This window comes from Microbacterium sp. A93 (genome assembly GCF_051842835.1).
In genome coordinates this window covers 184,187-209,397 of the sequence record NZ_JBPXMT010000005.1, presented here as the reverse complement: position 1 = coordinate 209,397, position 25,211 = coordinate 184,187, and the positions used below count along the sequence as shown (strand labels likewise).

The 25,211-nt window shown below is 64.5% G+C and carries 25 protein-coding genes; 9 read left to right on the top strand and 16 right to left on the bottom strand.

The window, feature by feature from the left end:
• Window positions 1-86 precede the first annotated feature (86 nt).
• The 7 genes from ACSU1G_RS14420 to ACSU1G_RS14390 all read left to right on the top strand — a co-directional run bounded on the left by ACSU1G_RS14420 (window position 87) and on the right by ACSU1G_RS14390 (window position 8,924).
• Window positions 87-1,619 carry an ABC transporter substrate-binding protein gene (locus ACSU1G_RS14420; protein ID WP_439280647.1) on the top strand — a complete coding sequence of 511 codons (1,533 nt, stop codon included), beginning with the start codon at window positions 87-89 and terminating at the stop codon, window positions 1,617-1,619.
• Between the two features lie 14 nt (window positions 1,620-1,633).
• Entirely contained in the window at window positions 1,634-2,650 is a 1,017-nt protein-coding gene (locus ACSU1G_RS14415) for an ABC transporter permease (RefSeq protein WP_439280646.1), read from the top strand.
• Window positions 2,647-3,546 (top strand): ABC transporter permease, encoded by a 900-nt coding sequence (locus ACSU1G_RS14410; RefSeq protein ID WP_439280645.1) that lies wholly within the window; start codon window positions 2,647-2,649, stop codon window positions 3,544-3,546. The genes ACSU1G_RS14415 and ACSU1G_RS14410 overlap by 4 nt, the downstream gene beginning before the upstream one ends.
• Window positions 3,543-4,502 carry an ABC transporter ATP-binding protein gene (locus tag ACSU1G_RS14405; protein ID WP_439280644.1) on the top strand — a complete coding sequence of 320 codons (960 nt, stop codon included), beginning with the start codon at window positions 3,543-3,545 and terminating at the stop codon, window positions 4,500-4,502. The genes ACSU1G_RS14410 and ACSU1G_RS14405 overlap by 4 nt, the downstream gene beginning before the upstream one ends.
• Window positions 4,499-5,326 (top strand): ATP-binding cassette domain-containing protein, encoded by an 828-nt coding sequence (locus ACSU1G_RS14400; RefSeq protein WP_439280643.1) that lies wholly within the window; start codon window positions 4,499-4,501, stop codon window positions 5,324-5,326. The genes ACSU1G_RS14405 and ACSU1G_RS14400 overlap by 4 nt, the downstream gene beginning before the upstream one ends.
• Window positions 5,323-6,486: a serine hydrolase domain-containing protein gene (locus ACSU1G_RS14395; protein ID WP_439280642.1), complete on the top strand. Its 1,164-nt coding sequence runs from the start codon at window positions 5,323-5,325 to the stop codon at window positions 6,484-6,486. The genes ACSU1G_RS14400 and ACSU1G_RS14395 overlap by 4 nt, the downstream gene beginning before the upstream one ends.
• 92 nt (window positions 6,487-6,578) lie before the next feature.
• Complete coding sequence (locus tag ACSU1G_RS14390) at window positions 6,579-8,924, top strand: glycoside hydrolase family 3 N-terminal domain-containing protein (protein ID WP_439280641.1); 2,346 nt, start codon at window positions 6,579-6,581, stop codon at window positions 8,922-8,924.
• Between the two features lie 29 nt (window positions 8,925-8,953).
• On the opposite strand, the gene ACSU1G_RS14385 is transcribed toward ACSU1G_RS14390, so the two are convergent.
• Window positions 8,954-9,562 carry a GNAT family N-acetyltransferase gene (locus tag ACSU1G_RS14385; protein ID WP_439280640.1) on the bottom strand — a complete coding sequence of 203 codons (609 nt, stop codon included), beginning with the start codon at window positions 9,560-9,562 and terminating at the stop codon, window positions 8,954-8,956.
• 63 nt (window positions 9,563-9,625) lie between these two features.
• Between ACSU1G_RS14385 and ACSU1G_RS14380 the strand changes: the two genes are divergently transcribed.
• Window positions 9,626-10,018, top strand: a complete 393-nt coding sequence (locus ACSU1G_RS14380) for a PLD nuclease N-terminal domain-containing protein (protein WP_439280639.1) — start codon at window positions 9,626-9,628, stop codon at window positions 10,016-10,018.
• A gap of 6 nt (window positions 10,019-10,024) precedes the next feature.
• On the opposite strand, the gene ACSU1G_RS14375 is transcribed toward ACSU1G_RS14380, so the two are convergent.
• The 3 genes from ACSU1G_RS14375 to ACSU1G_RS14365 are packed head-to-tail and all read right to left on the bottom strand — an operon-like array spanning window position 10,025 to window position 12,112.
• Window positions 10,025-10,501, bottom strand: coding sequence for an adenylyltransferase/cytidyltransferase family protein (locus tag ACSU1G_RS14375; protein WP_439280638.1), 477 nt, complete (start codon window positions 10,499-10,501; stop codon window positions 10,025-10,027).
• Window positions 10,502-10,523: 22 nt separating this feature from the next.
• Window positions 10,524-11,495, bottom strand: a complete 972-nt coding sequence (locus ACSU1G_RS14370; protein WP_439280637.1) for an epimerase — start codon at window positions 11,493-11,495, stop codon at window positions 10,524-10,526.
• On the bottom strand, window positions 11,492-12,112 hold the full coding sequence (locus ACSU1G_RS14365; protein WP_439280636.1) for a DUF4166 domain-containing protein: 621 nt from the start codon (window positions 12,110-12,112) through the stop codon (window positions 11,492-11,494). Before ACSU1G_RS14365 ends, ACSU1G_RS14370 begins: the two co-directional genes overlap by 4 nt.
• Window positions 12,113-12,179: 67 nt before the next feature.
• Here ACSU1G_RS14365 and ACSU1G_RS14360 point away from each other — a divergent pair, with 67 nt between their 5' ends.
• Window positions 12,180-13,220 (top strand): Gfo/Idh/MocA family protein, encoded by a 1,041-nt coding sequence (locus ACSU1G_RS14360; RefSeq protein WP_439280635.1) that lies wholly within the window; start codon window positions 12,180-12,182, stop codon window positions 13,218-13,220.
• Window positions 13,221-13,238: 18 nt separating this feature from the next.
• On the opposite strand, the gene ACSU1G_RS14355 is transcribed toward ACSU1G_RS14360, so the two are convergent.
• The 12 genes from ACSU1G_RS14355 to ACSU1G_RS14300 form a co-directional block, all read right to left on the bottom strand.
• The gene (locus ACSU1G_RS14355) at window positions 13,239-13,433 is read right to left on the bottom strand and encodes a heme-binding protein (protein ID WP_439280634.1); all 195 of its coding nucleotides are present in this window, start codon (window positions 13,431-13,433) and stop codon (window positions 13,239-13,241) included.
• A 12-nt stretch (window positions 13,434-13,445) separates the two neighbouring features.
• Entirely contained in the window at window positions 13,446-14,474 is a 1,029-nt protein-coding gene (locus tag ACSU1G_RS14350; RefSeq protein WP_439280633.1) for an NYN domain-containing protein, read from the bottom strand.
• Window positions 14,467-15,468 (bottom strand): Gfo/Idh/MocA family protein, encoded by a 1,002-nt coding sequence (locus ACSU1G_RS14345; protein ID WP_439280632.1) that lies wholly within the window; start codon window positions 15,466-15,468, stop codon window positions 14,467-14,469. Before ACSU1G_RS14345 ends, ACSU1G_RS14350 begins: the two co-directional genes overlap by 8 nt.
• Before the next feature lie 4 nt (window positions 15,469-15,472).
• The gene (locus tag ACSU1G_RS14340; protein ID WP_439280631.1) at window positions 15,473-16,531 is read right to left on the bottom strand and encodes an LLM class flavin-dependent oxidoreductase; all 1,059 of its coding nucleotides are present in this window, start codon (window positions 16,529-16,531) and stop codon (window positions 15,473-15,475) included.
• A gap of 13 nt (window positions 16,532-16,544) precedes the next feature.
• Complete coding sequence (locus tag ACSU1G_RS14335) at window positions 16,545-17,882, bottom strand: O-acetylhomoserine aminocarboxypropyltransferase/cysteine synthase family protein (RefSeq protein WP_439280630.1); 1,338 nt, start codon at window positions 17,880-17,882, stop codon at window positions 16,545-16,547.
• Complete coding sequence (locus ACSU1G_RS14330; protein WP_439280629.1) at window positions 17,879-18,598, bottom strand: alpha/beta hydrolase; 720 nt, start codon at window positions 18,596-18,598, stop codon at window positions 17,879-17,881. Before ACSU1G_RS14330 ends, ACSU1G_RS14335 begins: the two co-directional genes overlap by 4 nt.
• 64 nt (window positions 18,599-18,662) lie before the next feature.
• Window positions 18,663-19,499 (bottom strand): ABC transporter ATP-binding protein, encoded by an 837-nt coding sequence (locus ACSU1G_RS14325; RefSeq protein ID WP_439280628.1) that lies wholly within the window; start codon window positions 19,497-19,499, stop codon window positions 18,663-18,665.
• Window positions 19,492-20,304: an ABC transporter ATP-binding protein gene (locus tag ACSU1G_RS14320; RefSeq protein WP_439280627.1), complete on the bottom strand. Its 813-nt coding sequence runs from the start codon at window positions 20,302-20,304 to the stop codon at window positions 19,492-19,494. The genes ACSU1G_RS14325 and ACSU1G_RS14320 overlap by 8 nt, the downstream gene beginning before the upstream one ends.
• Entirely contained in the window at window positions 20,301-21,161 is an 861-nt protein-coding gene (locus tag ACSU1G_RS14315) for an ABC transporter permease (RefSeq protein WP_439280626.1), read from the bottom strand. Before ACSU1G_RS14315 ends, ACSU1G_RS14320 begins: the two co-directional genes overlap by 4 nt.
• Window positions 21,158-22,189 carry an ABC transporter permease gene (locus ACSU1G_RS14310; RefSeq protein ID WP_439280625.1) on the bottom strand — a complete coding sequence of 344 codons (1,032 nt, stop codon included), beginning with the start codon at window positions 22,187-22,189 and terminating at the stop codon, window positions 21,158-21,160. Before ACSU1G_RS14310 ends, ACSU1G_RS14315 begins: the two co-directional genes overlap by 4 nt.
• Before the next feature lie 18 nt (window positions 22,190-22,207).
• Window positions 22,208-23,749 (bottom strand): ABC transporter substrate-binding protein, encoded by a 1,542-nt coding sequence (locus ACSU1G_RS14305; protein ID WP_439280624.1) that lies wholly within the window; start codon window positions 23,747-23,749, stop codon window positions 22,208-22,210.
• A 33-nt stretch (window positions 23,750-23,782) separates the two neighbouring features.
• A complete protein-coding gene (locus ACSU1G_RS14300) occupies window positions 23,783-25,168 on the bottom strand; it encodes an LLM class flavin-dependent oxidoreductase (RefSeq protein WP_439280623.1) in 1,386 nt (461 codons plus the stop codon).
• Between the last annotated feature and the right edge of the window lie 43 nt (window positions 25,169-25,211).

The window sequence follows — 25,211 nt, the reverse complement described above, 5'->3', positions numbered from 1 at the left end:
GCGGCCCTTCTCTGGAGGTCGACATGGACGTCACCCGCACTCGAACACAGCGAACTGCACTGATAACTCTGACCACCGTCGCCGCCGTGTCTCTGGCGGCTTGCTCCGCCGGAGGAGCCGAGAACGAATCCTCCGAGGTCGACGTACTGACCGTCGCGGCCTCCGCAGCCGTCACGACGTGGGATCCGATCACCTCCTTCTCCACTGAGGCGCTCTATCTGGGCAATCTCTACGAGCCGCTGCTGTGGAAGAACGCCGAAGGCTCCGCAGAGGAGTTCACACCGGCGATCGCCGAGTCGTGGGAGACCAGCGAAGACGGGCTGACCTGGACATTCCACATCCGTGAAGGCGTGACCTTCCACGATGGCGAGGTCGTTGATGCTGCCGCTGTCGTCGCCAGCATCGAAGCCGCCAGGGAACGTGCCGGCGCGGCATTCATCTGGGCGCCGCTGGAAAGCCTGGAGGCGACGGACGACTCGACCGTCGTCATGCACCTGGCCTACTCCGCACCCATGGATCTTGTCGCCGCCTCCACCTATGGTGCCTGGATCGTCTCGCCCAAGGCACTGGAAGCCTCGGCCGCCGACGAGCTGTACTTCGAGGCTGGCATCGACGCCGGTACCGGTCCCTACACTCTCGACGAGTACTCGCCAGGAGAGAAGGTGGTGCTCACCGCGTTCAATGACTATTGGAATACTGACACCGCCTCGCACTACGACATCGTCGACATCTCGATCACCCCGGATGCCGTCACCGCGCAGCAGATGCTCACCGCCGGCGAAGTTGATTTCGCGACCAGCATCCCGCTGGAGAACATCGAGTCCGTGGCCGAACAGACCGGCTCGGACATCCGCACCGCCAACTCGCCATTCAACTACCTCGCGATGCTCAACACCACCCGCCCTCCGCTCGATGACCCGATCGTGCGACAGGCGCTCAGCTACGCGGTGCCTTACCAGGACATCATCGACGTCAGTGCGCTGGGCTACGGATCACAGTCGCGTGCTGCCGTACCGAAGGGGATCTTCCCGTACTCGGAGGATGTCGCGCAGTACACCCAGGATCTCGACAAGGCTCGAGAACTGCTCGCGCAGGCGGGGCACCCTGACGGCTTCACCCTGGAACTGACCTTTGCCTCGGAGAATCCGACCGAGACGCGTTTCGTACCGTTGATCAAGGATGCCTTCGCCCAGATCGGCGTGGAGGTCAACGTGACGGCGATGCTCTTCAACCAGCAATGGGAGGCGGCCAAGGCCGACCCGGCGACAGCGCAAGACATCTTCGTCGTCTACTACTGGCCGACCTACAGCGACGCTGGATCCGACAACCTGTACTCCCTGTTCCACTCCAGTGAGGAGCCTTTCTTCAACCTGAGCTACTGGGACAACCCCGAGTACGACGCTCTGATCGACACGGCCAGTACCCTCACCGGCAGCGACCGCGAAGCGGCACAGGCGACATACGAGCAGGCGATGGAACTCTTGGTCGACCAAGCCCCGGCGCTCTTCCTGTTCGACGCTCAAGCCGTGACCGTGGCACCCGTCGGGTTGACGATCGGCGACTTCAACGAGAACTATCCGTTCACGACGTTCTTCTCGCGGATCACCCCGTCAGAGTAAGCCAGGCTCGGATCATGTGGAGATTCCTTGTCAGGCGCATCGGTTCGGCCGTGCTCGTGCTGTTCGTCATCACGCTGATCGTCTTCGTCCTGACCCGGATCGTCCCGTCCGACCCGGCGGTGGTCTACGCCGGGCCTAAAGCTCAGCCGGAGGAGCTGGAACGGATCCGTGAGAAGCTCGGCTTCAACAATCCGCTGCCCGAGCAGTTCCTGACGTATCTCGGCGGTCTGCTCACCGGAGACTGGGGTAACTCGCTGTCGACGAAGAGGCCGGTGCTGCTCGAGCTCGGTGCCCGGCTTCCGGCCACGCTCGAGCTGCTGTTCGCGGCGATGCTGATCGCGACCATTGGCGGCATCGCGCTCGGTGTCTTCGCGAGCCGCCGGCCTGGAGGCATCGTCGACGGGGCGATCCGCGTGATCTCTATCGGTGGCGTGTCGATTCCCTCGTTCTGGTTGGGACTGCTGCTGCAGGTGTTCTTCGTGGGAACTCTGGGGATACTTCCCGCAACAGGTCAGTTCTCGAAGGCCATCGAATACACGCATCCCGTCACCGACATCACCGGTTTCGCGCTGCTGGACTGTCTACTCACCGGCAACTTCGTCGCCTGGACTGACGGCATGGTCCATCTGCTGTTGCCGGCCATCACGCTCGCTGCCTATCCGCTCGGCCTCGTCGCCAGGATGATCCGCGCGTCGATGCTGGAGGTGCTTAGCGAGGACTACGTCTTCACCGCGAATGCGTATGGCCTACGGGACCACATGGTGCGTTGGCGGCTGGCGCTGAAGAACGCACTGCCGCCGACCATGACGATCGTGGGCCTCGCGACGGCATACGCCCTGACCGGCACGTTCTTCGTCGAAGTCGTGTTCAACTGGCCGGGAATCGGGCAGTTCGCCAGCGGAGCGATGCTCGCGGTGGACTACCCGGCCATCATGGCGATCACCCTGCTCGGCGCCTTCGCCTACCTGCTCGCCAACCTCATCGTCGACCTGATTCAGGCTCGACTCGACCCGAGAGTGAAAGTCGCATGAGCACGATCACGACGGTCCTCAGCCCGCTTCCGCTCCCTGCTCGGGACACCACCGGCACGCGACTGCTGCGTGTGCTGCGCACGGACTGGCTCGCCGCTGCGGGTCTCGCGATCGTGGTGCTGGTCATCGTGCTCGCGTTCTTCGGCCAGTGGATCGCTCCCTACCCCGAGCAGGGGCTCGGCCAGACGAATGTCGAGACGCGCAACTTTGCGCCCAGCGTCGCCCACCTGTTCGGCACGGACCAGCTCGGTCGTGACATCCTCAGCCGAGTGATCCTGGGCGCGAGGCCAGCCCTGTCGATCTCGGTTGCGGTCGTCGCTATCGCGGCGGTGATCGGCATCCCGCTCGGAGCGATCGCCGGCTACTACGGCGGATGGCTCGACAACGTGCTGATGCGCGTGACCGAGGTGTTCCAGGCATTTCCTCCTCTGCTCCTGGCGATGGTGATGGTCGCGCTGCTCGGGCCGAGCCTGTTCAACGCCGGTCTGGCACTCGCGATCTGCTGGTGGCCCTGGTACGCGCGCCTGGTGCGGGCAGAAGCACGCTCGCTGCGGGAACGCCCCTACGTCGAAGCAGCACGCGCGATCGGAGTGCCGACCTGGCGCATCCTCACCCGTCACATCCTGCGCAACTGCATGACGCCGGTGATCGTGCAGGGGACAGTCGATGTCGGGGCGATCGTGCTCGCGGCAGGGTCGTTGGCCTTCCTCGGTCTCGGTGCTCAGCCGCCGACGCCCGACTGGGGACTCATGGTCGCCGAGGGGCGAGGACAGATCTTCACGAACTGGTGGATCTCGACTTTCCCAGGGCTCGGGATTTTCCTCACCGTGCTCGGCTTCAACCTCATCGGAGACGCACTGCGCGACCTCCTCGACCCGAGGCAGGTGAAGCGATGACCGACCTTCTTCGCGTCGAAGACCTGGAGATCGCATTCGTCGAGCGCGGTCGCACGACCAACCGTCCAGTGCGTGGCATCTCGCTCAGCATCGCGCCGGGCGAGGTGCTCGGCATCGTGGGAGAGACCGGCTGCGGAAAGAGCCTGACCGGCCTCGCCGTGCTGGGGATGCTGCCGCAGGGGGCCGAACCGTCGGGGCGGATCCTGCTCGACGGAATCGAACAGCGCCTCGACCGTCCGTCCCCGGTGCGGGGCGAGGCCATCTCCATCGTGTTCCAGAATCCGGGCACGGCGTTCAACCCGGTCTTCACCCTCGGACGCCAGCTGCGCGCCGTGCTCGAACGACACCGACGGACGAGCAGGTCGGCGATGCGCGCGCACATCCTGGAGTATTTCGGCCATGTGGGCCTACCTGATCCGGAGCGCGTGTACGACAGCTATCCGCATGAGCTCTCCGGCGGGATGCTGCAGCGCGTCATGATCGCTCAGGCGCTGATCTGCGAGCCGAAACTGCTGATTCTCGACGAGCCCACCACCGCGCTCGATGTGACGATCGCCCGGCAGATCCTGCAGCTCGTGCTGTCCCTGCGGGATCGCTTCGGATTCGGCGTGCTGTTCATCACCCACAACCTCGGCGTGGTGCAAGAGGTGTGTGACACGGTCGCTGTGCTGTACGCCGGCCGGGTCATCGAGTCCGGACCGAGCGCCGACGTACTGGCCAATCCGCAGCACCCATACACCCGTGGCCTGCTCGGTGCGATGCCAGCTCGGCACGCCAAAGGCCAGGAGCTGGATGCGATTCGCGGGAGCGTGCCGGCGAATCTGCTTGGTATCACCGGATGCGCGTTCGCTGATCGCTGTCCGCGAGCACAGGATCGCTGCACCCTGACGGATCCGGCGCTGATGCCGATCGGCGCGCTCCGTGAAGTCGCCTGCATCCGGGTGGGGGAAGCATGAGCGAGCCGCAGACCGCCGCCCTCGTCGTCGAGCACATCGTGAAGGAGTATCGAGTTCACCGGACCGCGTTCCGCGCCGTGGATGACGTGAGCTTTCGCATCGCTCGCGGCACGACGTTCGGGCTGGTGGGCGAATCTGGATCGGGCAAGAGCACGATCGCGCGGTGCGTGCTGCGTCTGATCGCCCCGGATGCAGGGCGCAGCCTGATCGCCGGCACCGACCCGGCACTTGTGCGCGGCTCGGCGCTGCGCCGCCTGCGTGCAGAGACCGGCATCGTGTTCCAGAATCCGAAGGCGGCGCTGAACCCGCGAATGCGCATTCGCGACATCGTGGCTGAGCCGTTGGTCACCCATACCCGACTCAGCGCCGCCGACGTCCGCCGTCGGGTCTCGGCGCTGCTCGACGAAGTCGGTCTCGCCTCGAGCCACGGCGAACGGTTGCCACATCAGCTCTCCGGTGGGCAGGCGCAGCGCGCCGGAGTAGCGCGCGCGATCGCCACCGCACCGCAGCTGGTCGTGCTCGATGAGCCCACCAGCGCGCTGGACGTCTCGGTGCAGGCGCAGGTTCTGAACCTGCTGCAGCGGCTGAAGCGCGAGCGAGGGCTGAGCTACCTGCTGATCTCGCACGACCTCGATGTCGTGCGATACATGAGCGATGAAGCGGGCGTCATGCGCCGTGGACAGCTGGTCGAGACCGGGCCAGCGGATGTCGTGCTGACTGCGCCGAGCCACGAGTACACACGTCAACTGCTGGCGGCGATGCCGGCGGTTCCCGGGGTGCGGATGCCGCAGCCCGACGGCGACGAGAGGAGCATCCTGCTGTGACTGACACGATCTCGACGATCTCGACGCGTCCGCCGCGCTACCCGAACGCACAGTCCGCGCCGAGCCAGGAAGACTGGCAGGACGCCCCGCACAATCGATGGGCGTTCGCGAACGTCTCGCACTTCGTGCCGACGATGGCAATCGCTCGGCAACCGAGGGAGCGCGAGCGCATCGTGAGACTCGACGCGCTGTCGAATGTGCCCGGCCTGGAGAGCAGGCTCGATGCCGCCTTCACCGATGCGCTGGTGGTGGTACGTCATGGCGAGGTGCTCGCCGAGTACTACCGGGATGGGTTCGCCGAGCGCGACCAGCATCTGCTGATGAGCGTGTCGAAGTCGATCTGTGGAATCACGATCGCGAGCCTCGTCGATGACGGCCTAATCGATCCTGAAGCGCACGTCTCGACGTATCTGCCCGAGCTCGCCGATTCCGCACACGGTATCGCCACGGTGCAGCAGGTGCTGGACATGACCGTTGCCGTCGCCTACAGCGAGGACTACCGGGATCCTGATTCCGAGGTGCGCCAGCAGGATCGTGTCGCAGGCTGGCGTCTGCCGCGTGCGGGCGACCCGCGCGACACGTACGCGTTCCTGCAGTCTCTGCGATCCAGCGGCGCCCCCGGTGAGCAGTTTCAGTACTGCTCGGCCGACACAGACGTGCTGGCATGGATCATCGAGGCCGTCACCGGGCGGCGTTACGCCGATGAGGTGGCGGATCGGCTCTGGCAGCGACTCGGATGCCGGGACGAGGCGTCGATCACCGTGGATCAGGGCGGTTTCGCCTTCGCCAACGGCGGCATCTCGTGCACGGCCCGCGATCTGGCGCGCGTCGGCGAGCTGATGCTCGCGGGAGGCGAACTCGGGGGTCAGCGGATCGTATCTGCGGAGTGGGTTTCGCGAACCATGGCAGGGGGTGACCCCGAGCTCGCACGCGGATCGGCGATTCAGCGGACGCATCCGAATGCCTCGTACCGCAATCAATGGTGGTCCACCGGAAACGAACGCGGCAACGTGTATGCCGTGGGCATCCACGGGCAGTATGTCTGGCTCGATCCACTGACGGACACGGTGATCGTCAAACTGTCGTCGTGTCCGGAGCCGGTGACGGAGGCATGGAACGACAAGCATGCAGGCCTGTTCCGCGACATCACGGGCAACTGACTGCAATAGCTTGCCCACTCTGAACAGCTCACCGAGGCTGGGTGCACTCGGACAAGGATCCGAGAGCCCCCTGTTCGAAGGAGAACTGATTCATGAGCGCATTCTCACGTGGAGTCCGCCGCCGAGGTCTGGCGTCACTCCTCCTTGCCGTGCCACTGACCCTGGCCGTCGGCATAGGCGGAGTCGCCGCCGCACCGCAGCCCGTCGCCACCAGCGATGAGGGCAATCACGGCAAGCCGCCGGTGCTGGAGGCCAAGGCCAAGGACACCATCAAGGTCAAGGGCCGGTACTTCAAGGACCTCAACGCAAACGGCGCACTGGACGTCTACGAGGACTGGCGCAAGCCCGTCGATGATCGGGTAGCCGACCTCATCGGCCAGATGACGCTTGAGGAGAAGGCCGGCCTCATGCTGATCGACACGCTCAACGCGTCTTGCGACGTCGCCACCGGTGAGTTCGGCACTGTGCCCGCGCTGGCAGCCGACTACATCGGCGAGCAGCAGATGCACCGCTTCATCTTCCGCAACGTGGTGGATGCCGGTGAACGGGCGGACTGCGCGCCTGCGGGCGGCGGCTTCTCCACCAACGTCACCGTGACGCCCTCCGAAGCCGCAGAGTTCATGAACGCGGTCCAGGAGCAGAGCGAAGCGACACGTCTCGGCATCCCGGTGCTGTACAAATCCAACGCTCGCAACCACATCGATCCGCAGGCACGAGCGGGCATCAACGAGTCGGCCGGTGCCTTCTCGCCGTTCCCGAAGGAAGCAGGCATCGCCGCGGCAGCGCTCGGCGAACAGGCTCTGCAGACTGGCGAGGCGACCGACGGTGACATGTCCGTCGTCGACGAGTTCGCCACCGTGATGGGCGACGAATGGTCATCGATCGGACTGCGTGGCATGTACGGCTACATGGCCGACCTGTCCACTGAACCGCGCTGGTACCGTACGCACGAAACATTCACCGAGGGTGCTGATCTCGGTGCGAACATCGCCAGGCAGCTCGTCGAGTCGCTTCAGGGCGAGGTTGGCAACGATGGCAACTCGTTGAGCCCGGACACCAACGTCGCGCTGACCATGAAGCACTTCCCGGGTGGCGGCCCGCAGGAGCTGGGTCTTGACCCGCACTACTCGTTCGGCAAGGCGCAGGTGTATCCCGGCGACGCATTCGGCTACCACCTCAAGCCGTTCGAAGCCGCCATCGAAGCCGGCGTCTCGTCGATCATGCCGTACTACGGCGTGCCCGTCGACGTCACTTACGAAGGCGTGGACTACGAGGAAGTCGGCATGGCGTTCTCTGATCAGATCGTCAACGGCCTGCTGCGGGACCAGATGGGCTTCGCAGGCTATGTGAACTCCGATACCGGCATCATCAACGACCGGGCGTGGGGCATGGAGGATGCCACGGTGCCCGAGCGGGTGGCCGCCGCGATCAACGGCGGAACCGACACGCTCTCGGGCTTCCACGATGTGGCGACGATCACGGACCTCGTCGAGACTGGTCTGGTCAGCGAAGAGCGTGTGACGCTTGCCGCTGAACGTATGTTGGCGCCGATGTTCGAGATGGGGCTGTTCGAGAACCCATATGTTGACCCCGCTCTTGCTGATGCCACGGTGGGCAGCGCAGAACACCAGGCGAGCGCTCTGGACCTGCAGCGCAAGTCAACAGTTCTCCTGCAGAACGAGGAGACTGACGGTGAGCCGCTCCTTCCGCTCAAGGGCAGCGAGACGGTCTACGTACTCGGCAACGTCGATGCCGCTGAGGTCAAGGCTGCCGGCTTCGAGGTCATCGATGGCAACGATCCGGCGGAGCAGCGCACGGCTGCCGATGCGGATGTGGCGCTCATCTCGATGACAGCGAGCAACGCGAACACTGGTGGCTACGTCAGCAACGACCCCGCAACGGGCCTCAACGGCGACCACATCAACCCGAGTGTGATCGACGGCTTCACGGGACTCGACGGGCAGAGTCCTTATGGGGCGGCTGACGCGTGCGTCGTCACCGGTACCGGTTCCTGCACGGACTCCGGTCTGCGTTTCGGCGGCTCGCTGCCTTGGGAGTCGAGCATCATCGACTTCACCGGCATGGCGCAGTCCGAGTCGTGGGAGGTCACCCCGGGGCTCGACTCGGTGCAGCAGGTGATGGCCGAGGTCGGTGCCGAGAACACCGTTTTGGACATCTACTTCCGTCAGCCGTTCGTGCTCGACGAGGAGAGTGGCCTGCGCGATGCCGGTGCGATCCTCGCCAACTTCGGCAACACCACGGCGGCGTTGATGGACGTCGTCTCCGGCGAGTTCAACCCGCAGGGGCGTTTGCCGTTCGCTCTGGCCGGCACGCGTGCGGCTGTTATCGAGCAGAACAGCGACACTCCCGGCTACGACGAGACCGAAGACGGGGCGCTTTTCGCGTACGGGTTCGGCCTCAGCTACGCACAAGACTGACGCTCAGCACGCGAAGCGCCGTCGGGGTGTCAACCCCGGCGGTGCTTCGCCAATCGTGCTTCCAGGTTCGCCTTCACAGCCGGCCACTCCGGCTCGATGACGGAGAACTCCACGCTGTCGCGTAGCGCGCCGTTACGATAGCGGGAGATCGCCCGCATCACGCCGTCCTGCTTCGCCCCGAGCCGCTCGATTGCCGTACGGGACTGGAAGTTCAGCCACTGCGTGGTCAATCCGACGCGGTAGACACCGAGGGTTTCGAACGCATGCCGCAAGAGCAGCAGCTTGGACTCCGCGTTCGTTCCGGTGCCGTGAGCGGATAGACGATTCCAGGTGTATCCGATGTGCAGACGCGGCACGTCAGCGACCAGGTCGTAGTAGGTCGTCTGCCCGATCACGCGTCCGGCGGCATCGAATGCGGTGAACGGCACCATCTCACCCTTCTCGCTGAGTGCGAGGCGACGCTCGATCTCGGCGGCGACTCCGTCAGGTGCGGGCACGGATGTGTACCAGGCTGTCTCCTGCAGGTTGCCCTCTTGCACGGCCTCGACGAGCCCGTCGTGGTGACTGCGATCGAGCGGGCGCAGTTCGACGAGGCTTCCGGTGAGAGTGACGGGAGCGGGAGAGACGAGAAAAGCCATGGCCCCATTCAAGCACCGGGCTGATCGCGGGCATGACACTCGCCTGTCGTCTACCCTGAAGTCATGCCGTTCTTGTCGATTCTTGTCGTCGCGCTGATGATCGTCGCGCTGATTGATGTCATCACGCGCGACAACGCCCAGGTGAAGCGTCTGCCGAAGATGGTGTGGATCATCCTCGTTATCTTCCTGCCGCTGATCGGCAGCATCCTCTGGTTCGCTCTCGGCCGTGAGTATTCCGGGGGCGGCATTCCCATGCCGAGGATGCCACGTCGTGCGGCGCAGACGCGGGTGCAGACGAGGACGCAGACGCCGGCGAACTCGCGCTGGGCGCCGCCCGCAGACTCCCGCAACACCGAGCAGCAGATCGCAGACCTGGACCGCGAGATCGAAGAATGGCGGCTACGTCAGGAAATTGAGAAGCGCAAACAGGAGGGCGGCGACGCGACGCATGCGTGACGCCCGTCAGAGTCGCGCGACGCGCTCTGCCTCTTTGGCGGCCACGATCTTGCGCAGCCCGGAGCTGGAGAAACGGTGGTCTCGGCCGTTGAAGTACAGCTCGATCCCGCTTTCCTCACAGTATGTGCGACCGGTGAAGTCACGATCGATGTACTCATCGCCGACAATGCGCACGTCGAGCTTGAAAGAGCGGAGGATGTCCTCGAGATCCTGTTCGGTCGAGTACGGCACAATCTCGTCAACGTATTCACAGCCTCGCAGCTGGATGTACCGCTCGACGACCGTCTGCGTCGGAGCATTCTTCTCCGGACGATCCAGCGTCGGATCCATCTGCAGCCCACAGATGAGGTAGTCGCATTGGCGCTTCGCCTCAGCGAGCATCATGATGTGCCCGGCATGGAGCAGGTCGAACGTCGAAAACGTGATCCCGACACGGGGGCCGGGGTTGTAGTCCAGCCGCTTGGCCATGGCCTCAGTAGTCATCAGTGTCTCTCTTCGGTGAATATCAACTGTTCGATTCTGCCAGGTCGAAGGACTTCTGCAGTGCGGCATCCAGCGTCGGGTACTCGAACTCGAATCCTGCAGCCGCTAATTTTTCCGGTACCACCCACCGACTCTTGAGGATGAGCTCGGTTTCGGTGCGGATGCCGATGGCGCCGATCTCCAGCATCCATCGCGGCATTGGCGGGCCGAACTTCGCGCCCAACATGCGCCGCACGCTCGCCATGAAGGTCGTGTTGTCGACGGGGTAGGGGGCCGCGGCATTCACGGGGCCGTCAAGCTCTGGATGCTGCTCAACAAAATCGATGATGCGTGCCACGTCGTCGATATGGACCCAGCTGAAGCGCTGCGCGCCGCGTTTCGCGCCCGGGAAGTGTCCGGTGCCGGCCGCGCGCCGCGACTTCGACACCGGCCACCAACCGTCGTGCTGTGCTCCGCCGAGTCCGATCCTCGCGAGGTTCTTCAGCGGTCCGAGCACGCCGCCATGGCCCAGCACGATCGTGCTGCGCAGCGCCACCCGGCGGGTGCGCGGCAGGTCATCGGCGAACAACGACTGCTCCCACGCCTTCGCGACCTCGACGGAGAATCCGGTGCCGATCTCACCCGCGGACTCTGTCATCGGCCGGTCTTCGGCATGACGATAGATCGTCGCGGTCGATGAGTTCACCCACAGTGCGGGCGGATTCGAGGCGCTCGCGATAGCAGCGCTGAGCGAAGCTGTGGTGTCGAGGCGGGATCGGAAGATCTCGGCTCGGTTCTCCGGTGTGTAGCGACAGTTCACGCTCTTGCCGGCGAGCCCGATCACGAGGGAAGCTCCGTCGACGGCCTGGTCGATGCCGGCCTGATCGCCCCAGCTCAGATCAGCACCCGACCGGGAGATCGTGACGAGCTCGCGGCCCTCGGCGCGGTACTTACGCTGGAGGTGCTGTCCCATGAATCCGGAGGATCCTCCGATCACGATGCGTCCTGCGGTCACTGCGGGTCCTCCTCGATGCGATAGCTGAAGTCGCCGGCGTACTCGTAGACCCGGCCCAGCAGAGGGACATCGATGGTGACGGCCACACGCTGACGCTCGAGCACGTCATCGAAGCTCTCCGTGAGGCGCACGACAGGGGAGAGGAAGCGGGGAAAGCGCACCTTGGCCATTCCGATGCGAATACCGACCGTGTGGCTGGTCATCATCAGTGCGCCGTCTCGCACCTCGGCTTCGAAGCTCGCCGCCACAATCCCCGGCTCACCGAGCTCATCGACGAGTCTGCCGTGTGGCCGCAGCGACACGGCATCGCGCATCGTCCAGGACTGGCCAGGTAGCAGAAACTCACGCTCGCTGACCGCGCGGCCGTTGACGAGCCGGTTGGTGACCCGGAACGGGACGCTCAGCTGCCAGCCCGCGTAAACCACGCCGCGCTCGTGCAGCGGACGCAGCAACGGCCACAGCCATCGCCGAGGAGTGCCGACTCTGCTGAACACGCCCTCGCCGACACCGATGTGCCCCTCGGGAAGTGATGAGAAGTACTGCTGCAGCGTGGGGTGCAGCTCATGCATCCGATCATCCAGCGCGCGCGCATACGGCGATTGCGAGATGTGGGTCATGCTCCAAGCCTAGAGTGGGAGAGCCTGGGGGCGTGAACCCCACTTGATCTCAAGAAGGAGACCGATCGTGAGTGAACGTCACCCAATGTCTGTACCTGTGCCGCGGGTGACCCCACTGCGCGGCGGTTCGGTGCTGCGCTGGGGAGTTCTCGGTCCTGGAGGGATCGCAGAAGACTGGGTGAGCGCGGTGCATCGACACACAGATCAGCGTGTGCACGCGGTCGCGTCACGGTCGCAGGAACGCTCTGAGGCGTTCGGGCAGCGCCACGGCATCCCGCGTCGCTACCAGGGCTATCAAGGTCTTCTTGACGATGACGACATTGATGTCGTGTACATTTCGGTGCCGCACGCGCAGCATCATCCGTTGGCGCTCGAGGCGATCGCGGCGGGCAAGAACGTGCTGATCGAGAAGCCCATCGCCCTCACTGCGGTGCAAGCGGAGGAAATCGCTCAGGCTGCCAAGGCTGCCGGGGTCTTCGCGATGGAGGCGATGTGGTCGCGGTACCTGCCGCAGTCCGACATCCTCGCGCAGCTTCTTGATGATGGCGCGCTCGGCGATGTTCGGCTGGTCACCGCGCACCTTGGATGGCAGTGGACGTATGACCCGGAGCATCCCAATTTTGATCCCGCCGTCGGCGGCGGAGTGATGATCGATGCCGGGGTTTACAGCCTGTGGTTCGCGCACTCTGTGCTCGGAGTCCCTACCAGCATCGCCGCATCGGGACTTCTTGCCCCCACCGGGGCTGAGACCGAAGCGCTGATCTCGCTGGAGAACGATCGCGGTGCACGCGGCATGGTGAGCGCATCGACGACCGTGACGACCCCTGGGCTCGCCGCCGTGTATGGCACTGCCGGTTCGGTGAGCTACGAGACGAGCTTCGTGTTCCCGGCCAGACTGCGCATCACGCTGAATGGTGCGGAGCAGGTTTGGGAGGATGAGAGCGGACTCGTCGGGCGGGACGGGCTTGCCTGGCAGGCTGCCGCACTCGCATCATATGTCGCAGAGGGGCGCACACAATCACCGTTGCACTCCCTGAATGACTCGGTCGCGGTCATGCGCAGCATCGACGAAGTCCGCCGTCAGATCGGCAGCCTCCGCACCGACTGAGCGGTGGACGAGGCGTCCTCAGAGCCCGAGGTGCTGCTCCAAGGCCTCGACGACGAGAGCGTGATCGTCGGCCTGGGCGAGGCCAGACACCGTGATGCTGCCGACCACCCCGGTGCCGCTGACAGTGGCGGGGAACGAACCGCCGTGTGCGGCATACAGTGCACCGTCGTTCCACGGCTGCGCGATCCGCTCGTCGAGTTCTTCAGTACTCACGTGCGTCTCGTCTCAATCCTCAAGGAGGCGGACCAGTCGCTCATGACCGGTCTCCTCGAGCTCGGTGATCTCATCGCGAGACTTCAGGAAGTCCGAGAATGAACGGTAGCCGAGCGCCTTCTCGCTGAACGACGGATCCATGCGGCGCATGTGCGTCTTCACGGCAGAGCTGTGTAGCCACTCATCCGCGCCGGCTTTGTCATGACCGAGGCGAAGGGCACGCTCCAGCAGCAGGGTGGCCTCTTCCTGCTCGGTGGTCGGGGCCGATTCTTCGACCGGCTCGGCAGGCTTGGCCACCTTCTTCGCGCGGCTCTTGGCCGCAGCCTTGGGTTTCGTCGCGGGGGCTTCGGGCTCGGCATCCGCAGTCGTACGCGGTGCAGCCGGCTCGGCGTTCGCAGTTTTCCGCCGTGCAACCGGCTCGGTGACCTGCGGGGCAACCGGCTCGGCAGATGGGGCAGCCTGCTTGGGTGCCGGGCGTACGACACCCGGCAGTGAATCGTAGGATTCGAACTCGTCACACGCCGCGGCCAGCGACTTGGCGGTCGATCCAGCGACGCCCACACCGATCACGTAGCGGCCCAGACGCTTGCAGCGCTGCGCGAGAGGGACGTAGTCGCTGTCGCCGGCGACGATCACCACGTGGGTGAGATCGGGGAGGCGGAACATGTCTTCCACAGCATCCACGGCCAGACGGATGTCGGCACCGTTCTTCGCATATGCGGCCGCAGGGAACAGCTGTACAAGGTCGACCGCGCGCGCGACGAGCTGCGAGCGGTACTCGGCGTTCACGTGCGATGACCAGTCAGCGTAGGCACGAGTGAGCACCAGCGTGCCGAAGGATGCGGCGTAGTCGATGATCGCGCCGACCTCGATCATCGCGCTCCTCAGCCGCTCGATGACCTCGGGATCATTCGGGTTCTCGGTGATGCGCTGCCGGTCTTTGCCGTAGGCGTTGCGCCCGTGCACGCGGTCGTACCAAGAGATGACGATGTTGTCGAAGTCCAGGTAGACAGCGACGCGAGGGTCCTGAGGGTCAGCCATGAGTGCTCTCCTCGCTCGGGTAGCGGACGCCGATTTGCGCGCGGATCTCGTCGAGCGTTCCCATGATCGCAACGGATTCCGCGAGGGGGAGCGGAAGCAGCGCACCCGCGGTGTCCCCGGCGGCGACTGCGCCCTCTGCGGCGAAGGCCTGGTATTGCATGCCGCGGCCGTCGATCTCGGAGGCGTAGCTCTCGATCACCGTGTCGTCAGGACCGACCACGCGGAAGGATGTCGGCGTGTACCAGACACGGTCGATTTCGATTCGCGCGTCGGTGCCGATGATCGCGGCGGCATTGGGGCCGGCCGCGCGAGACGAGGAGAGGCTGGTCGAGACCGCGCCGCTCGCGTGCGTCATGACCGTGGCGACCTCGGAATCTGCGCCGGTCTCCATCAGACGTGCGGTGGCCTGGATCGAAGTCGGTGCGCCGAGGATGTCCCAGATGAACGAGATCGGATAGATGCCGAGGTCGAGCAGCGCGCCGCCGCCGAGCGCGAGCGCGTTCAGGCGGTGCTCGGGGTCAGCGGTGATCCGCTGCGTGTGGTCTGCGCTCACCGCGCGGATCTCACCCAGGGTGCCTTCGGCGATGATCTCCCGGATGCGCACCATGTGCGGCAGATAGCGCGTCCACATGGCTTCCATCGCCAGAAGGCCGCGTTCGGTGGCAATGCGCTGCAGGTCCTCGGCCTCGGCACGATTGAGAGTGAACGACTTCTCCACGAGCACGTGCTTGCCGTTCTCGAGAGCGAGCTTCGCGCCCGCGTGATGCATCGGGTGAGGTGTGGAGACGTAGATGATGTCGACGTCAGGATCGGTGACGAGCGCCTCGTAAGACGCATGTGCGCGTGGAATGTTGAACTTCGCAGCAAAAGCGTCAGCCGAAGCCTGCGAGCGGGATCCCACCGCGACCAGATCGAGACCCGCAGTGCGCAGATCGGAGGCGAAGGAGGTGGCGATGCCACCCGTGGCGAGGATTCCCCAGCGAAGACCAGTCATGTTCTCAGCGTAGAGCAGATACGAGTGCCTCCTGCGGGACGAGCGGGAATACCTGCTCGGCGATGCGCTCGAGTTCTTCATCCAGGGGTGAGGCCTGAATCAGCAGCAGTGTGATGCCGGCTTCCGCGTAGTCGTGGATACGCTCGGCGACCTGCTCGGCCGTGCCGACGAGATTGGGGCGCAGACCGCGGGTGCCGACGGAGTACTCACGGCGACTCACCTCGAGTGACAGTTTCGAGTTGCGCTTGAACTCCTCGAATGATGCATACCCGGGGGAGTCAGGGTCAACGGTGGTGATGCGGTCGAGTTCGCGCTGTGCTTCGGCTTCGGTGTCGCGGACGATGACATATGCCGGCATCCCAAACTCTGAGATCGGGCGGCCATGCAGCCGCTCGGACCGCGCGTTCATGTCGGCGACATTGCTGCGGACCTCATCGAGCGTGCCGCCGTGCATCACATAGGCGTCGGCGAAGTCGGCGATGGCTTCGCGGCCGGCGTCGCTCTCGCCGCCGGCGAAGATCACCGGATGCGCTGATGGCTTGGGCTCGACGATCGCGCCCTCGAACTCGTAATGGCTGCCGGCGAAGGAGAACGGTGTGCTCTCCCACAGCCCGTTCAACACCTCGACGAATTCCTTGGCCTGCACATAGCGCTCGTCATGGGTGGTGAAATTACCACCGAACTGACGTGCCTCTTCTGCCCACCACGCGGCCACGACGTTCAGCGCGATGCGTCCAGGGGCAACGCTGTCGAGAGTGCTGACAGTCTTCGCGAGGACTGCGGGCAGATGGAAACCGGGCCGGACTGCTGTCATCACGCGCAGATGATCGGTCACGGCCAGGATCGCCGCGGACAGCGACCAAGCTTCCAGGCTCGGGGCATCGATCCCCTTGCGGTCGTTCAAATACAGCTCTGGGACCAGCGTGGTGTGGAATCCGAGGAGATCTGCCTTCACTGAAATTTCGCGGATGTACTCCCACGTGGCGGCCATGCGTCCCTCGTCGGTGACGTTGCGGAGGAACCCGCCGTAGACCGGGGTCCAGTATCCGAGATTGATGCGCATGATGCTCCAGTCGTCAGGCGTGCGTAAGCGCGCGGTCGAGGTCGGCGATGATGTCGGCAGGATCTTCCAACCCGGCACTCAATCGGATGGTGTTCAGCGAGATGCCGGCGGCTGCTCGCTGGTCGACGTTCAGATGCGAATGCGTCATGGATGCGGGATGCGCGACGAGGCTGCGGGCATCGCCGATGTTCGCGACCAGCCGCACGACCTCCAGCGCGTCGACCACCCGCGCGACGCGGGCCTGGGCGCCGGCATGGTCAGCGCCGGCATCGTCAGCGCCAGCGTCCTCAGCGCCGGCATCGTCGGCGCCAGCGAGATCGAACGAGAAGACCGAGGGGATGCCCCGCGGCAAGTAGCGCTCGGCGAGCGTGTGCCAGCGGTTGCCGGGGAGTCCAGGATGGTGCACAGCGGCCACCTTCGGATGCTGCGCCAAATGCTCGGCGATCGCGAGGGCCGTCGCGCTCTGGCGAGCCACCCGCAGATCGAGCGTTTCGATGCCCTGCAGAATCTGCCAGGCGTTGAAGGGTGAGAGCGACGGGCCGAGGTCATGCACGTACTTCGACTTGACCAGGGCCGAGAAAGACTGCCCGATGCCGAAGCGCTCCCACAGCACAAGGTCGCCGAATCGTGGGTACGGCGCCGTGAACTGCGGCCACCGCTCAGGCTGTGCACCAAAGTCGAAGGTGCCCTGATCGACGACGACGCCACCGAGGGACGTGCCATGGCCGCAGAGGAACTTCGTCGCCGAGTGCACGACGAAGTCGGCGCCGTGCTCGCCCGGACGTATCAGGTAGGGCGTGCCCACGGTGTTGTCGATGACGAGCGGAACCCCTGCGTCGTGCGCGATATCGGCGACCAGCTGGATATCGAGCACCTGCGCGATCGGGTTTGCGACCGACTCGGCGAACAGGATGCGGGTGGTCGGGCGGATCGCCGCGCGCCAGGCGTCCGGATCGTCCTGGTCGACGAAGGTCACCGGAATGCCGAAGTCGTCCAGAGTGTCCTGGAGCAGATCGACCGTGCCACCGTAGAGCTGGTTCGCGGCGACGATGTGACCCCCACGCCCGGCCAGCGCGAGCAAGGTGACGGCGACCGCGGCCTGCCCTGAGGCGACCGCGACGGCGGACGTGCCTGCTTCCAGTGCCGCGACGCGTTCTTCGAGCACCTGCTGCGTGGGGCTCGCATTGCGGCTGTACAGGTTGCCGGTCTTGCGTAGTGCGAACAGATCGGCGGCATCTGCCAGGGATGCGAACTCGTACGCGGCGGTCTGGTAGATCGGGGGGACGGCGCTGTTCTGCGGTGTGCCGGAGATATACCCGGCCTGCACCTGCTGAGTGGAAAACGCGGTCATGAGACCAGCGACTCCGAGGCATGACGAGCCGACAGTTCCAGTGGTCGAAGGGCCCGCACCACTGGCGTGTGCACATCGCCTGTGCGAAGTCGTTCCAACCACAACACGATGGTGGCGGCCACGCTGCGATGGGAGGCATCGTTGAGCGCGTCATGCAGGCCCCCGACCGTCTCGATCAGCTCAAGATCGGGAACCGCGTTGAGCAACGCCTCTGCTTCGTTGAACGGGGACACCGGATCTGCGGAGCCATGAAACGCGAGCACTGGAACGGCGACCGCGGCGAGGTCCGCGGCCGGTGGGACGGGCTCGGCGGCGAGCGGCGACGTGCGGGCCTCGGCGCTGCTGAGCACACCGAGGTGTAACGGGCATGCGGTGCGATCAGTGTCGACCGGCTGGACGACACCGTCGACTTCGACTGGCGTGCCGGCGACGATGGCGGCATCCACTTCGCTGCCCTGCGCGAGCACTCTTAACACGGACGCGGCACCGGTGTCTGAGCCGACGAGGATTCGTGGCGACTCTTCGACACTCGCGAGCCATGCGGCGGCGGCATCGGCATCCGCTTCGAAGACGGCGACCGTGTAGCCATCGGCGCTGATGCGCGTGGCGAAGCGCTCGTAGACGGGCGCGCGCTCGCCGCGACCGGTGACGACGGCGAGGGTGCCGCGCACGCGGGCGGCAGGCCAGACGGCGGAGGGGGCAGAGTTCGTGCTCATGTGATCCATCTTTGGTGTTCGGAATGGACGGTGTCTTCGATGTGTCGAACTGTTGCGCCGGAAGTCACCGCGTGGCGCTTTCCAATGCAGTTCGCAGCGCCCGCCGACGTTCACGGCTCGCACCTGCAGTCATCAGTGTGGGGGCAGATTCGATGAGTAGCTGCGTATACGGATGCTGCGGATTGGCGAGAACTTCCTCGGTCGCTGCATCTTCGACGATCTCGCCGCGGTACAGCACGATCAGTCGATCGGTCACACCGGCGATCGAGCCGAGATCGTGCGATATGAACAGCTGAGACAGTTGTCGCTCGGCAGCGGTGAGCCTGAGCAGATCGAGCACCTGAACGCGGCTGGAAGCATCCAGTGCGCTGACGGGTTCATCGAGAATGAACAGACGAGGGGAGAGAACTAGCGCCCGAGCGAGCACTATTCTCTGACGTTGACCGCCGGAGAGCTCACGAGGGAGCCGGAGACCGAGTGATGGGTCGAGCCCGACCAGCAGGATCGCGTCCTCGACACGTTGCCTGATCTCGGCGGCGGACAGCCCGCCGCGAATCGAAAGCCCTTCGGCAACCGATGACGATACGGTGACGTCAGGATCGAGGCTGCGCAGCGGATCCTGATAGACGTATTGCACCAGCCCGGATCTCCGGAACGCGCGCAAGGGCCGTCCGCGCAGGCGTGCGAGATCGCGGCCGTCCACGCTCACCTTTCCCGAGAACACCGTGGTGAGGCCGAGCAGAGTACGCGCGAGGGTCGATTTGCCTGAGCCGGTTTCCCCGATCAGGCCGACTCGCTCAGCTCTGCCGATCGTGAGGGAGATGTCGCGAAGCACAGCGCCCCCGTGCGACCTACTGCCGTAGCCGAGCGTGGCATTCTCGATGCGCACGACATCAGACATGTGCAACCTCCGGGCGAAGGAATCGATCGAGCCCATATTCCGCGTGCGCCGTGAGGAGAGCACGCGTGTACGGATGCGCCGGTGCCTGCAGCACGTCTGCGGAAGCTCCGGACTCGACCGTTCGGCCATGCTGCATGACCTGAATGCGATCGCACAGATGAGCGACGACGGGAAGATCATGGGACACGAAAAGGACAGCGAGCCCGGTCGTCGCGCGCAGATCAGCGATCACATCGAGTACTTCCGCCTGCACCGTGACGTCGAGCGCCGTTGTCGGCTCATCAGCGATGAGCAGATCGGGAGATTCGGCGATGGCGATCGCAAGCAGTACTCGCTGGAGCATGCCGCCGCTCATCTCATACGGGAACCGGCGAACGACCCGCTCGGGTGCAACTAATCCGAGATCGCCGAGACCACGGATTGCTGATGCCCACGCCTCGCGCCGTCGCCTGCCGTTCTTCACGCGATGCACTTCGGCAAGCTGGCGGCCGACACTGATGGACGGATTCAAAAACGACCCAGGATCTTGGAACACAGCGCCGATGCGGGTCCCACGGATTCGTTGCCATTGCGTCGCGGTCGCAGCCCGGAGATCTGTCCCATCGAAGTCGATTCGATCGGCCGTGACGTTCAGAGGCTCGGGAACGATGCCTAGTACGGCACGGCACGACAGCGACTTCCCGCTGCCGGACTCACCGACGATGCCCAGAGCCTCGCCTCGTTCGAGCCGAAACGACACGTCGTTGACGAGTGCGAGCCCCGCAGGTGTCGTGATCGTTAAACCTGAAACCTCAAGTAACGTCATGCGGATACCTCCTGAGGTGTGGTCGATTCAGAACGTGCTGTGCTGCGGTGAGTCTGGGCATCGCGCAGTGCGTCAGCCAGCGCGTTGAATGCCCAGACAGTTGCGACGATCAGCAGTGCCGGGGCGAGAGGCCCGAGCGGGCGCTGATACAGGTACTTCAGATCGCTCGCGAGGAGGCCTCCCCACGTCGGTTCTGGGGGGACGACGCCAATGCCGAGGAACGTCAAGGATGCGACGATCACCAGAGCCGTACCGGTCAGTCCCGCGGCGGTGACCGCAACGGCAGGGACGACATGTCGCCACACATGTCTGCGGAGGATCCACGTCGTCGACGCGCCCATCAGCTCGGCCGCTTCGACATACTGCGAGCTGGATGCCGTTAGTGCTGCCGCGCGGGTCACCCGGAAGAACGCCGGAGAGATGAGGATCCCGACAGCCAGCATTGCCTGAGGAACGCCGTTGCCCATGAGCGCAGTCATGGCGATCGCGAAGACAAGAAACGGCAGCGTCATGAGCGCATCGGTGACCCGGAGCGCAAACCATTCGAACACTCGTGAGAGGTGCACAGAGAGCAGAGCAGGTACGACACCGAGAACTAGCCCGACGGCCACCGCCATCAACGCAGACAGCACGGACAGCGGCGAACCAGTGAGGAGACGGCTGAGAACGTCGCGCCCCAGCTCATCCGTTCCCAGCGGGTGCGCGAAGCTGGTTCCCTGCAGCATGGCGGACGTATCCTGCGCATACGGATCTAGAGGTGCCAGCAACGGCCCGAACAGCGTGAGTACGGTGACCAGCAGGAGGATCGCGAGTGCCAGCTTTGCGCTCGCCGGGCGGAACACATCGGCGAACTTCATTTCGCGCTCCTCCGCGATGCGGGCTGCAACGCAGCGAGTCCGACATTCACCAGCACGTTGAATGTCAGTACGAGGACGATCGCGACGACGAGGGTGCCTTGCACAACGGGAACATCACCGCGCAATGCAGAATCGGCGGAGAGCAGGCCGAAGCCGGGCATATTGAAGATGGTCTCGGTGACGACGGCACCTCCGAGCAATGCGGGGATTTTCATCCCCAGTACGGCAACTGCGGGTCCCGCGCCATTGCGGAGCGCATGGACGACGAGAATTCTTCGCGGGTGCAGTCCCCGCACCACCGCGCCAGTGATGTACGGCTGTGCCAAGGAGTGCACCAGGCCTGTGCGCAGCTGGCGCGCGAGATCTGCTGCCGGATCGAGGCTCAACGCGACGGCAGGCATGATGATCAGCTGAAACCACATCGCCGGATTCTGCCCGAACGGCACATATCCCGACGACGGCAGCAGATGCAGCCACACGCTGAAGACGACAATGAGTCCGATCGACAACACGAAGGGCGGCAACGTCGACACCACAGCGATGATCGCGGTGATCGCGCGGTCGACTGGTCGACCCTGGTTGAGTGCTGCGACGATTCCCAGGGCTACCCCGACGACAACGCCGAGAAGGAGAGCAACGGAGACGATTGACGTGGTGATCGCGAGGCGCTGCGCAATCAGCTCTGTCACGCTGAATCCGTTGTACCAGCTGACGCCCAGGTCACCGGTCAGCAACGATCCCATCCACGTGATGTAGCGCATCAGCAGCGGTTGATCGAGACCCAGCTCCTGGTTGATCTGGGCTATGCGTTCGGGCGTTGCCTCGTCACCGGACAATGAAGCGGCAGGGCTGAGCCCGCTCGCGGCGCCGAGTAGGAAAGTGATGAGAGTCGCGAAGGTGAAAACCGGCACGACGATGAGAACGGTGCTGCCCAGCGCGTGTGCAATTCGTGAGCTCCAGACGGCCGAGTTGCGTGGCGCGGGCGTCGGGGCAGCGTTCGCCGTGAAGACGGGAGTGAGAGTCGCCATAGTGTTCGGGTCGCGGGGTCAATCGCCGACCTGCACTCCTTCCCAACGCACCTGAGAAGGCAGCAGATTAAGCTCGCCCACGTCGGAGCTGGACACGAAGACCCAGGGGCTGCTGTACAGGTAGTTCGTCGGCGACTGCTCGACGCCGATGCGCACAGCGTTCCAGAGGTTCTCCTGATATTCCGGTGCATCGATCGGCGTCGCGCGCACAGCATCCAACGCGGCAAGGAACTCGTCTGAAGAGTGCGGACCGCTCAGGTTCATGATGCCTTCGGGGCCATAGGTGGCGAGCAAATTCGCCACCGGAGACTCGCGCCCGATGGTCCCATCTAAAGCGAGTTGCGGTGACTTGGCGACGTACACCTCGTCCTGCCATGTCGTCGATCCCGCCGGTACCAGGCTGATGGTCGAATTGATGCCAATGTCGGCAAGTTGGGACTGCGTGAGCTGCGCATCCAGCTCGGAGCCTGCATGAGCGGTGATTTCGATCGCAAGGTCGCCGTCTTCGTAACCCGCATCGCTGAGGATCTGACGCGCCTTGTCGGGGTCGTAACTCCAAATGTCCTCGATCTCAGGGTTGAAGGCGACGTACCCCTCCGGGAATGGCTGGTGTGTGACCGTTCCGGTACCCGCCGTGACCGCATCGACGAAGGCCTCACGATCGAACGCGTAGCGAAGAGCCTCGACGACTGCGGGGTCATCGAGCGGTGCCTTGTTCAGATTGATAGACGCATCACTTGCAGCGAGGGTGCCGGCTACCGTTACAGTCAGTCCCGCGCTCGCTGCCTGCTCGATCTGCGTTGCCGGAAGTCGTGCGACGTCGATTGAACCGGACTGCACCGCGGAGACGACAGTGGCGGCGTCCAGAGCGGTGGAAAGCTCAAACCGGTCGATGTGGATGTTGTCGGCATCCCAGTAGTCATCATTCTTGATGAACGACGCGTGTGACTCGGCCACGAACTCGGTGAGGATGAACGGGCCCGCACCGACAGGGGCGATGGCGAGATGCTTCGGATCCTCTGCAGCTGTCGGACTGGCGATGGCTCCGGTGCGACCGGCAACGAGATACGGGATCTGGTAGTCGACGGTGGTGAGGTGCAGGGTGACTTCCGTCTCAGAATCGGCCGTCACCGACTCGAGGTCTGCCAATTGATCACGCAGATGAGAGTCGGCCTGGTCCTGCCCCCGCTCGAAGTGCGCCTTCACCGCTTCGGCATCCAACGGTGTGCCATCGCTGAACGTGAGGTTGTCCCGAAGCGTGAACGTGATGGATGTACCCGTTTCGTCGTACGTCCAGGATTCCGCGAGACTCGGCTCGACATTGCCTTTATCGTCAAGCCGCGTGAGCGACGCATACGGGAGCGAGATCGTGTTGATGTCGAAGCCCGTGCGGCTCGTGACCGGGTCCCACGAGGTCGGCAGGCCCAGCGACCATCGCAACACCGACTCCTCCCCGCCGGGGCGGGAGCCACCGCTGTCGCCGGAGGCGCAGGCGGACATGCCCACGGTGAGCACCACTGCGAAGGCTGCTGCTGCGAGGGGACGCCAAGAACTGGTCACGGTCGGTCTGCTTTCTGAGGTGGATTGTGGTTGTCAGACGACAGCGCTGAGCGCACCGTCTGGAATCGAGGTGACGGCGGGCGCGGCGCTGGTGTACCGATTTGCCGGGATCGGAAGGCCAAGATGCTCCCGCAGCGTGGTGCCCGCGTAATCGGTGCGATGTAACCCACGCTCCTGGAGGATGGGGATCACCTCACTGACAAGACGGCGGAACTGGGAGGGATGCGACACATACACGTTGAAACCGTCCACGGCTCCGGACTCGAACCACTCTTGGAGTCGGTCGGCAACAGTCGTCGCCGACCCCACAAATGGGGAAGGGCGGAAGGCCGAGAGCCGCTCGACTACCTGGCGGAGCGTCAGCGAGTCTTTCTCGGCGAACGCGGTGATCGACTCAGCGTTCGTGCGGAAGCTGCGCTGAGCAAGATGCAGCACGTCTGGGAACGGGGCATCCAGGTCGTACTGGGTGAAATCATGCCAGCCGAACGGACGTCCTAGCTCTGCCAGTGAGATCTCGAACGAGTTGCTCAGCTCGTGCTGCGCGCGCTCGATCTCGCGGGCGTCATCGTCCGTATCGCCTACGACGATACGAGCACCGGGAAGGATCAGCACGTGATCGGGGTTTCGGCCTGCCGCAGAAGCGCGATCCTTGATGTCCTGAGCGAATGCCAGGCTGTCAGGGATGTTCGATGCATGAGTGAAGATTCCGTCGGCATAGCGGCCGCCGAGATCACGACCGTCATTGCTGTCTCCGGCCTGGAAAATCACCGGCTGGCCCTGAGGGGAGCGCTGGATGTTGAGGGGGCCGGCAACGCGGAAGAACTCACCTTCATGGTGGAGTTCGTGCTGCTTGCTCGGGTCGAGGAACACCGCGGTCTCACGATCGCGCGGAAAGGCATCATCCTCGTAGCTGTCCCATAGCCCCTGCGAGACCTCGATGTGTTCGGCTGCTCGGCGGTAGCGGGTCGGGTAGTCGAAGTGCTCGTCGAGGCTGTAATTGGTAGCCGTGCCGCCGTCCCCGCTGGTGACGACATTCCAACCGGCCCGACCGCGGCTGATCAGGTCGAGTGAGGCGAAGCGTCGGGCAAGGTTGTATGGCGAGTTGTACGACGTAGTCGCGGTTCCCACCAGCCCGATGTGCGTGGTCGATACGGCCAGCGCAGAAAGGAGTGTCAGCGGCTCCAGTCGATTCAGGTAATGCGGCGGGGAGTGCGGAGTGACGAACTGGCTGTCGACGATGAAGACCAGATCAAACTTGGCCTGCTCGGCGAGCTGTGCGTACTCGATGTACCAGTCAATGTCGACGCTGGCGTCGCTGGGGATCTCCGGATCCAGCCACCGAAGTTGGTCACCTGGACCACCGGTCCCGGTGAGGATCGCTCCGAACTTGATCTGACGCTTGTCGTCCTCGCTTGCCATGTCCGGCTCCTCTCATCGCGCTTTTGACGATTCTGAGGGGTGC

Coding starts and splice junctions, on each gene's coding strand:
- ACSU1G_RS14330 (WP_439280629.1), bottom strand. CDS start 18,598: ATGAGCACGAACTCTGCCCCCTCCGCCGTCTGGCCTGCCGCCCGCGTG.
- ACSU1G_RS14350 (WP_439280633.1), bottom strand. CDS start 14,474: ATGGCTGACCCTCAGGACCCTCGCGTCGCTGTCTACCTGGACTTCGAC.
- ACSU1G_RS14320 (WP_439280627.1), bottom strand. CDS start 20,304: ATGACGTTACTTGAGGTTTCAGGTTTAACGATCACGACACCTGCGGGG.
- ACSU1G_RS14410 (WP_439280645.1), top strand. CDS start 2,647: ATGAGCACGATCACGACGGTCCTCAGCCCGCTTCCGCTCCCTGCTCGG.
- ACSU1G_RS14385 (WP_439280640.1), bottom strand. CDS start 9,562: ATGGCTTTTCTCGTCTCTCCCGCTCCCGTCACTCTCACCGGAAGCCTC.
- ACSU1G_RS14365 (WP_439280636.1), bottom strand. CDS start 12,112: ATGACCCACATCTCGCAATCGCCGTATGCGCGCGCGCTGGATGATCGG.
- ACSU1G_RS14405 (WP_439280644.1), top strand. CDS start 3,543: ATGACCGACCTTCTTCGCGTCGAAGACCTGGAGATCGCATTCGTCGAG.
- ACSU1G_RS14375 (WP_439280638.1), bottom strand. CDS start 10,501: ATGACTACTGAGGCCATGGCCAAGCGGCTGGACTACAACCCCGGCCCC.
- ACSU1G_RS14380 (WP_439280639.1), top strand. CDS start 9,626: ATGCCGTTCTTGTCGATTCTTGTCGTCGCGCTGATGATCGTCGCGCTG.
- ACSU1G_RS14300 (WP_439280623.1), bottom strand. CDS start 25,168: ATGGCAAGCGAGGACGACAAGCGTCAGATCAAGTTCGGAGCGATCCTC.
- ACSU1G_RS14345 (WP_439280632.1), bottom strand. CDS start 15,468: ATGACTGGTCTTCGCTGGGGAATCCTCGCCACGGGTGGCATCGCCACC.
- ACSU1G_RS14415 (WP_439280646.1), top strand. CDS start 1,634: ATGTGGAGATTCCTTGTCAGGCGCATCGGTTCGGCCGTGCTCGTGCTG.
- ACSU1G_RS14340 (WP_439280631.1), bottom strand. CDS start 16,531: ATGCGCATCAATCTCGGATACTGGACCCCGGTCTACGGCGGGTTCCTC.
- ACSU1G_RS14310 (WP_439280625.1), bottom strand. CDS start 22,189: ATGGCGACTCTCACTCCCGTCTTCACGGCGAACGCTGCCCCGACGCCC.
- ACSU1G_RS14390 (WP_439280641.1), top strand. CDS start 6,579: ATGAGCGCATTCTCACGTGGAGTCCGCCGCCGAGGTCTGGCGTCACTC.
- ACSU1G_RS14400 (WP_439280643.1), top strand. CDS start 4,499: ATGAGCGAGCCGCAGACCGCCGCCCTCGTCGTCGAGCACATCGTGAAG.
- ACSU1G_RS14325 (WP_439280628.1), bottom strand. CDS start 19,499: ATGTCTGATGTCGTGCGCATCGAGAATGCCACGCTCGGCTACGGCAGT.
- ACSU1G_RS14315 (WP_439280626.1), bottom strand. CDS start 21,161: ATGAAGTTCGCCGATGTGTTCCGCCCGGCGAGCGCAAAGCTGGCACTC.
- ACSU1G_RS14335 (WP_439280630.1), bottom strand. CDS start 17,882: ATGACCGCGTTTTCCACTCAGCAGGTGCAGGCCGGGTATATCTCCGGC.